Annotated in this window: 8 protein-coding genes; 7 read left to right on the top strand and 1 reads right to left on the bottom strand. The window is 69.6% G+C overall.

Annotated elements, in window-relative coordinates; all coding sequences use genetic code 11:
- The first annotated feature begins 164 nt into the window (after nucleotides 1-164).
- Both ACFYPA_RS17655 and ACFYPA_RS17650 read left to right on the top strand, forming a co-directional pair.
- Entirely contained in the window at nucleotides 165-455 is a 291-nt protein-coding gene (locus tag ACFYPA_RS17655; protein ID WP_328895788.1) for a hypothetical protein, read from the top strand.
- 65 nt (nucleotides 456-520) lie between these two features.
- Nucleotides 521-859 (top strand): hypothetical protein, encoded by a 339-nt coding sequence (locus ACFYPA_RS17650; protein WP_359313770.1) that lies wholly within the window; start codon nucleotides 521-523, stop codon nucleotides 857-859.
- A gap of 37 nt (nucleotides 860-896) precedes the next feature.
- Here the strand turns inward: ACFYPA_RS17650 and ACFYPA_RS17645 are convergent, their stop codons facing one another.
- The gene (locus ACFYPA_RS17645) at nucleotides 897-1,301 is read right to left on the bottom strand and encodes a DUF3592 domain-containing protein (protein WP_359313773.1); all 405 of its coding nucleotides are present in this window, start codon (nucleotides 1,299-1,301) and stop codon (nucleotides 897-899) included.
- Nucleotides 1,302-1,343: 42 nt separating this feature from the next.
- Here ACFYPA_RS17645 and ACFYPA_RS17640 point away from each other — a divergent pair, with 42 nt between their 5' ends.
- From ACFYPA_RS17640 to ACFYPA_RS17620, 5 genes are all read left to right on the top strand, one after another.
- The gene (locus ACFYPA_RS17640) at nucleotides 1,344-2,177 is read left to right on the top strand and encodes a hypothetical protein (RefSeq protein WP_359313775.1); all 834 of its coding nucleotides are present in this window, start codon (nucleotides 1,344-1,346) and stop codon (nucleotides 2,175-2,177) included.
- A gap of 118 nt (nucleotides 2,178-2,295) precedes the next feature.
- On the top strand, nucleotides 2,296-3,495 hold the full coding sequence (locus ACFYPA_RS17635) for a phage tail protein (RefSeq protein ID WP_359313778.1): 1,200 nt from the start codon (nucleotides 2,296-2,298) through the stop codon (nucleotides 3,493-3,495).
- Complete coding sequence (locus ACFYPA_RS17630) at nucleotides 3,492-4,775, top strand: tape-measure protein (protein ID WP_359313781.1); 1,284 nt, start codon at nucleotides 3,492-3,494, stop codon at nucleotides 4,773-4,775. The genes ACFYPA_RS17635 and ACFYPA_RS17630 overlap by 4 nt, the downstream gene beginning before the upstream one ends.
- A 42-nt stretch (nucleotides 4,776-4,817) precedes the next feature.
- The gene (locus ACFYPA_RS17625; protein ID WP_359078309.1) at nucleotides 4,818-5,762 is read left to right on the top strand and encodes a phage distal tail protein; all 945 of its coding nucleotides are present in this window, start codon (nucleotides 4,818-4,820) and stop codon (nucleotides 5,760-5,762) included.
- A gap of 49 nt (nucleotides 5,763-5,811) precedes the next feature.
- A complete protein-coding gene (locus tag ACFYPA_RS17620) occupies nucleotides 5,812-7,011 on the top strand; it encodes a hypothetical protein (RefSeq protein WP_359313784.1) in 1,200 nt (399 codons plus the stop codon).
- Nucleotides 7,012-7,015: the final 4 nt, after the last annotated feature.

The following is a 7,015-nucleotide window of genomic DNA, read 5'->3' as shown; positions in this document are numbered from 1 at the left end:
CCCCGGCAACCGACCCGGCGCGCCCCACGTGCTTCTTCACGCACCCCGCCACCCTGTTTCGGGCGGGCGCCGGCGCGTGATCCCCCGCGGGGGGGGGGCGGGCCCCCCCCGCCCCCGCCCCGGCACCCCCGCCCCACACGCTCACGTAAGGAGAACCGCCACCCATGGCTTCATTCGACGTCAACGCCGCCCGCGCCCAGCGCATGGAGGCGCTCGGCCGCTCCTGGTCCTTCGACCTGGACGACGACACCTTCGAACTGCCCACCGAACTGGGCCGCTCCACCGCCAAGGCGCTCCGCTCCCTCGACGACAACGACGTCGACGGCCTGCTGAAACTGCTGCTGGGCGAGGAGCAGTTCGCGCGCTTCGAGCGGCACGACATCACCATGCAGGACATCGCCGCGATCCTGGAGGCGTACGGCAAGGAGACCGGGCTCGGCCTGGGGGAAGGCTGAGCCTCGACGCGTTCGCAGAAGAACACGCCGAGGCTCTGGAGGCCGACCTGCTACGGCACTTCGGCGTGGACCTGCTCGACTGGTATCGCGGCCGGCTGACCAGCCGCCGGCTCGCGGTGCTGGTCAAGCACATGCCACGCGACAGCGCCATCGCCCAGGAACTCCACGGCGACGGTGCGGAATGGACCGTCACGGACTATCTGCTGGCGGCCGCCGTGGACCATCTCGCCGCCGCCAACTGGATGTTCGCGTCGGTCAACACGGACGAGGACTCCGACCCGCCGGAACCGCCGGTACCGGTACCGCGGCCGGGTGAAGCCGAAGAACCATCGGAACCCGCAGTCGCGGACTCTCCTGCGCCGGAGACACTCCGCCCCGCCGAACTCATGCGGTTCTTCGCCTGAGGCCGGAAAGCGGGCGTCCGCGCCGACGCCCCGACCGTCAGAAGGAACTCAGCAGCCATGCGCCCACGGCGACCAGAGGCACGCCCACCAGAGCGCCGAGCAGGAGGGCCCTCTTCGTACCGGCGCTGTCCAGGGTTCGCTCGGTTTCCAGCAATGCGAGCCGCGGCTTCCGGGAGTCATAGATCAGGGGGTGGGACGAGCCCACCGGTGCGGGCGCGTACCTGGTCTGCAGAGTCACCCGCATCTGTTCGGCCCCGACCGCGTACTCCCAGACCACTCGCATCTCCCCGTCGTCCGGGACCCCGTGAGCGACGCAGACAGCCTCGGTCCTGACACCCCGCTTCCGCAGCTTTCGGATATCGGAGGACGAGTTGAACCCGGCTATCCCAAGGATGCAGAAGAACATACCGACGAACAGCAGAAGGAATCCCAGCAGATCCATGTAAACCGTCCTCGATCCCCAGGAGAAATGAGCCCCGCAAACATGACAGACCGCACAAATGACGCAATTTACGACAAGGTAGAGAGTGTCGGCAGCGACGTGAAGTCGCTGAAAACCTACGTGACCGAGGGGCACCCCAGCAAGACAGTCACCACCACCCACTTCGACACAAAGGTGGGTGAGCTCAAGAAGGCCATCGAAGGAGGCCCGAAGACCAACCCGAAATCCTTCAAGGATTCCTTGATCGAGTTCTTCGGAGCCAAAAGCCTCGTGGACTCCTTCAAAGAGAGCGGACTGGCACAGCTCGTACTCGCCACAGGCGCCACCGTCGCCCTCCTCTCGACTCTCGGCATCAAGCTGCTCGACACGGAAAAAGCGGTCAAGGCGCTGACGAGGGGCCTCACCGGCGGGCGGGAATTCAGCACGAACGACCGTGGCCGCATCCAGCTCGCGGTTCCGCAGGATCCGGCAGGGACCGCACCGGGGACCACCCCCGTCAACAACCTTCCTCAGGTCGCGCAGCTCGACGCCGCCAAGGAGGCCACGGAGCGCCTCAACACCGCCGTGCGCAGCCTCAACGCCGGCACCCGGAATCTCATGTCCCCGCGGCTCATGAACCAGTCGTCCACCGCGGCCGACCGACTCGCCGGTTCCCTCTCGTCGCTGACGAGCCGCGTGCGGCCGAGCGACCTGGATTCGCTCAGCCAGGCCACCGGGCGTCTCACCCACTCGATGCGGGACTTCGACCCGTCCAAGCTGCCTTCACCCCAGCGCATGCGGCAGGCGGCGAGCGCCGCCGATCGGCTCGGGCACTCCATGCAGGGGCTCGGAGGCCGCATCCGGGAACTTTCACAGGCCGCCTCCGGTGCCGCGTAGGGCGGCCCGCGGATATGACCGGACTTCGATCGGCGAAGAGGACTGCCTGCTTGTTCGCAAGCTGAATTCCCCGCACACCGAAGCCGCCCTTCCGCACGGCTTCCGGATTGGATGACGCATGTCCCTCGTAAGTTCTCTCAGCAGAGCGTCAACGTCGCTCAAAAGCTTCAAACAGAACGCCGACGGTGCCGCAAAGGCGGCAGGCGGCTTCCAGAGCAAGGCCCTTGCGAGCGACCGCGAACTCAAGAAGATCAAGAGCTCCGCGCAGGGCTCCGCCCGCGAACTCGCCAAGATCCAGCAGTCCGCCGACAAGGCCGAGCGCTCGATGTCCAAGGCCGGCAAGACCGGTCAGAAGAGCGGCACCCAGGTCGGCAAGTTCAAGTCCGGGGCCGACAAGGCGTCCAAGGGCATGAAGGGGCTCAACAAGTCGATGAAGGGAAACCTCGTCGGCCAGTTGCTCTCCCTGCTCGCCCCGCTGGTCGAGAAGGTGGTCGAGATGGCCGCCCGGTCGAAGACCATGCAGAAGGTCCTCAAGGTCGCCTTCGACGCGATCAAGAAGGTCATCAGCTCGGTCATGAAGGCCGTCGGGCCGATCATGAAGAAGGCCGGGGCGCTGATCAAGACGGTCTGGGACGGCATCAAGAAGGCGATCACCGTCGTCATCAAGGCCGTCGCCAAGGTCGTCACGACCTATTTCAACGCCTGGAAGAAGATCATCACGACGGTGATGAACGCCGTCAAGAAGGTGATCTCCAGCGTCTGGAACGGCATCAAGAAGATCATCTCGCCGGTCATCAACTGGATCCGTGACGTCATCCCCCAGGCCTTCAGCAAGGTCAAGGAGAAGCTGTCCAGCATCTGGGGCGGGTTGCAGGGCATCGCGAAACGGGCCTTCGACAAGATCACGGGGGCGGTGAAGGGCCCGATCAACTCCGTGATCCGGCTCATCAACTCCGCGATCGACAAGCTCAACCGCATCAAGGTCTCGATCCCCGGCTGGGTCCCCGGTGTCGGCGGCAAGACCTTCGGCATCAGCCTGCCGAAGATCCCGCAGCTGGCGGCCGGCGGCATCGTGGCCCCCCGCAACGGCGGTGTGCACGCCATCGTCGCCGAGGCCGGTGAGGCGGAGGCCGTGCTCCCGCTGTCCAAGCTGGACCGGCTGCTCCAGCACACCGCCCGCCGGGCCAGGGCCGACTCGGTCAACGCCACGGCCGGAGCGGTGTCCGGCTTCCAGATCGAGAACTACTACGAGGCGTCCACGGCCGACCTCCAGGAGACGGCCGCCGCCCTGCTGTTCCTGTCCAAGGCGCGCGGATGAGTACCGCGGCGATCCGTGCTGGTGCCGACCCGCTCGCGGGAGTGGCCGGAGCGCTTCGCTCCTTCCGTAGCCACCTCGGCACGACCGCACGGTCCGTACAGGCCGCCGCCCAGGGGCTCGGCCGGGCCGCCTCCGCCGCCGACCGGATCAAGGGCTCCGCCGCCTCCGCCGGCACCCAGCTCCGGCAGATCAAGACCAAGGCGGACGCGGCCGGGAAATCCCTCACCAAGGCGGGCCGCACCGCCGGCCGCACGGCGACCCAGCTCCGTACCGGCGGCAACAAGGCCCGCACCACCCTCGCGCCCCTCAACTCCATCACCACCGAGGCAGGCCTGTTCAGCACGGTCGTCGGCGTCCTGGGTGCGGGCTCCGGCACGGTGTCCAAGCTCATGGGCCTCTTCGGCGGCGCGGCCACCGTCGCCTCCGGGGCGATGACCGGCGTCAACGTCGCCATGCGCGCCAACCCGCTCGGGTTCGTCCTCGGCCTGGTGAGCCCGCTGGTCGGCTACCTCATCGAGTACGCGCTCAACTCGCAGACCGGCCAGAAGATCATGAAGCAGGTCTTCGACCAGGTCCTCAAGGTCTTCCAGACCATCGGCAAGTTCCTCGGCCCCGTCCTCAAGGTGTACGCCACCGTGATCTCGGCCTACTTCAAGGCCGCCTTCGCGGTCGTCACCGCGGTCCTGGCCGTCGTCGGCGCCCTGCTCTCCAAGGACTTCGGCGGCACCCGGTCCGCCGTCACCTCGGCCACCAACGCCGTGACCGGCCTCATCCGCCGCGCCTGGAGCGGGTTCCGCACGGTCATCCAGCCCGTCCTGGACTGGATCAGGAAGAAGATCCCCGGCATGTTCACCCGGGTCAAGGACGCCATGTCCGGGACCCTCGACGGCATCGGCCGCTTCGTCAGCACCGGCATGCAGGGCGTCATGGCAGCGGTCACCGGGCCGGTCAAGGCGCTGATCTCCTTCGCCAACTGGGTCATCGACGGCCTCAACAAGCTCAGCTTCAACTTCTTCGGCAAGAAGTTCGGGGTCGACCTGCCCAAGATCCCCCAGCTCGCCGAAGGCGGCGTCGTCCAGCCCGCGAGGTCACCGGGCGGCTCCGCCGTCCTGCCGCTGTCCGCGCTCAGCCGGCTGCGCCCCGCCGAAGCCGCGCCGCACTCCGGCGGCCCCACCGGCTCCACGGACCGCTCACGGCTGCGCGCGTACACCGCGACCGAGGGCAACGGCCCACTCGCCGTCGCCACCGACCTGCTGTTCCTGCACGGGGCGGCGGCATGAGCACCCACCCGCCCCACGACTGAAGCGAGGTGACGGCCCCTCATGGCCGAGACCACAACCACATATGCCCAGGAGACCGCACCCGGCTCACTGATCACCCGCGACGGGCAGATCCAGTGGGCCGGACTGCTGATGGGGCCCGGTACGCCGTACGAGATCGACCGCACCGGCCTCACCGGCTGGGACGACCTGCCGGTGCTGGACACCGGAGACATCGTCCGCCCCGACCAGCACGGCGCCTGGCCCGGCGCCCGCTGGGCGCAGCCCCGGCTCGTCGGGGCGTCCGTCTGGCTGCTGCCGCGCACGGCCGGAGAGGCCCTCGACGTCGTCTCCGCCTTCCGTGCCGCCACCGGCGCGGACGGCGGTGAACAGTGGCTGGCCGTGCGGCTGCACGGTGAGACGCTGGCCGTCCGGGCCCGGGTCAGCCGCCGTGTCGTACCGCAGGACCGGTCCTACGTGGTGCACGGCGCGGCCAGGACCAGCCTCCAGTGGACCGCCACCGACCCGCGCCGGTTCGGGGCCGTCCTCCGCGAGACCCAGGCCTCGCTCCCCCTCACCGAACCGGGCCTGGACTGGCCGGCCGAGCCCGGGGTCTCCGGGATGGGCCTCGCATGGCCTCTGGAGTGGGGGACGGCCGGTGCCGCCGGCACCTGCACCGCCGTGAACGGCGGCGCGGCTGCGGCCCACCCGGTGATCGAGTTCCGCGGCCCGCTCCGGCGCCCGACGCTGACCCGGCTCGCCGACGGGAGGCGGCTCCGGTACGACATCGTGCTGGGCCCCCAGGACGTACTCACGGTGGACACCGAATCCGGCACGGTGCTGCTCAACGCCACCGCCTCCCGGCTCTACACCGCCTCCCCCGTCTCCGTACCCGAGCAGCTGTTCCACCTGCCGCCGGGCACCACGGAGCTCGCTTTCCGCTCCGACGACACCACGCCCGACCCCCGGGCCTCCGTCACCCTGCGCTGGCGCGACGCGCACTGGTGATCCGCGCACGGCCCACGACCGACACCCCATCACTTCCCAGGAGGACCACATGCCCGTACGCAGCGCCTGGCTGATCAACCGCACCGAGACCGAGACCGGCCAGTCCCGGGCCGACACCCGCCTCGCCCCGGTCGGCACCATGACCCCCAACGGGGCACTGACCACCGCCGGCGGCGTGCTCCCGGGCTCCGCCGGCGGCGAGTACCTGATGTCAGGTCTCTACGTCTTCGGCGAGAGCACCGGAATGAGCGCCACCGTCGCACCGGGCCGCGCGGTGATCCAGGGCCAGGGCCCGGCCGGCGCCTACCCCGTCGTCCTCACCGACTACACCGAGGTGACCTTCGGCGACGGCGACGCCTCCAACCCGCGCATCGACCTGGTGGTCCTGCGCGTGTACGACACCCAGTTCGACGGCACCGGCCGTACGGAAGCCGTGCTGGAGATCGTCGTGGGCAAGGCCGAGGCCACCCCCGAGCCGCCGCTGCTTCCGGATGCCTCGCTCCCGCTCGCCCAGGTGCGGGTGCCGGCGGGCGCCTCGGTGGGTACCGGCGGCATCGCCTGGGCCGACGCCGTGTACGACATGCGGGTCTCGACCGTGGCCGTCGGCGGCATCCTCGCCGACTCCTGGAACCGCGAAACACCCGGCGGCTACCCGGGCCAGTACCGCGACACCTCCAGCACCCTGCAGCGCTGGGACGGCGCCCGCTGGGTGAGCTACCCCCGCCAGGCCGGCGGCGTCGCCCCGCAGGGCGCCCTCGCGGCGGGCGAGTACACCGGCCAGTACCGCGACGAGGCCGGACGGCTCCAGCGCTGGGACGGCACCGTGTGGCGGCCCGCCGTCCCGTCCTCCGCCTGGACGTACAACAACGACGGCGGCTACTGCGCCACCACCGCCTGGGTGGAGGCGGTCTCCGACACCACGGGCCCCACCATCACCGCCACCTTCACCGTGCCGGTGACGGGCGCGGTCCTGGTGACCGTGGGCTTCATGGGGAACACCGGGGTCGACGGCCAGTGGTGCCGGATGGGCGTCAACATCCGCAAGGGCGGAGCCCTGGTCCTCGGGGCGGACGAGGAGCGCGCGGCGACGGTCGGTTCCAAGGCCCTGACGTCGGTGTCCACCACCTTCCGCGTCACCGGGCTCCAGCCCGGTGCCGACTACACCGCGATCTCCGCCTACTGCTCGTCGGCGACCAGCAACCGGGGCTGGTTCGACAACCGTTTCATCCGCGTCGATCCGCTCGTGTGAGGCA

It is taken from the genome of Streptomyces sp. NPDC005775, assembly GCF_042871565.1.
Classification (GTDB): Bacteria; Actinomycetota; Actinomycetes; order Streptomycetales; family Streptomycetaceae; genus Streptomyces.
This window is presented reverse-complemented; position numbering and strand designations above follow the sequence as displayed.

Bases quoted from the DNA above. Each gene is read 5' to 3' on its own strand.
- ACFYPA_RS17655 (WP_328895788.1), top strand. From the start codon at position 165: ATGGCTTCATTCGACGTCAACGCCGCCCGCGCCCAGCGCATGGAGGCG.
- ACFYPA_RS17645 (WP_359313773.1), bottom strand. From the start codon at position 1,301: ATGGATCTGCTGGGATTCCTTCTGCTGTTCGTCGGTATGTTCTTCTGC.
- ACFYPA_RS17640 (WP_359313775.1), top strand. From the start codon at position 1,344: ATGACAGACCGCACAAATGACGCAATTTACGACAAGGTAGAGAGTGTC.
- ACFYPA_RS17635 (WP_359313778.1), top strand. From the start codon at position 2,296: ATGTCCCTCGTAAGTTCTCTCAGCAGAGCGTCAACGTCGCTCAAAAGC.
- ACFYPA_RS17630 (WP_359313781.1), top strand. From the start codon at position 3,492: ATGAGTACCGCGGCGATCCGTGCTGGTGCCGACCCGCTCGCGGGAGTG.
- ACFYPA_RS17625 (WP_359078309.1), top strand. From the start codon at position 4,818: ATGGCCGAGACCACAACCACATATGCCCAGGAGACCGCACCCGGCTCA.
- ACFYPA_RS17620 (WP_359313784.1), top strand. From the start codon at position 5,812: ATGCCCGTACGCAGCGCCTGGCTGATCAACCGCACCGAGACCGAGACC.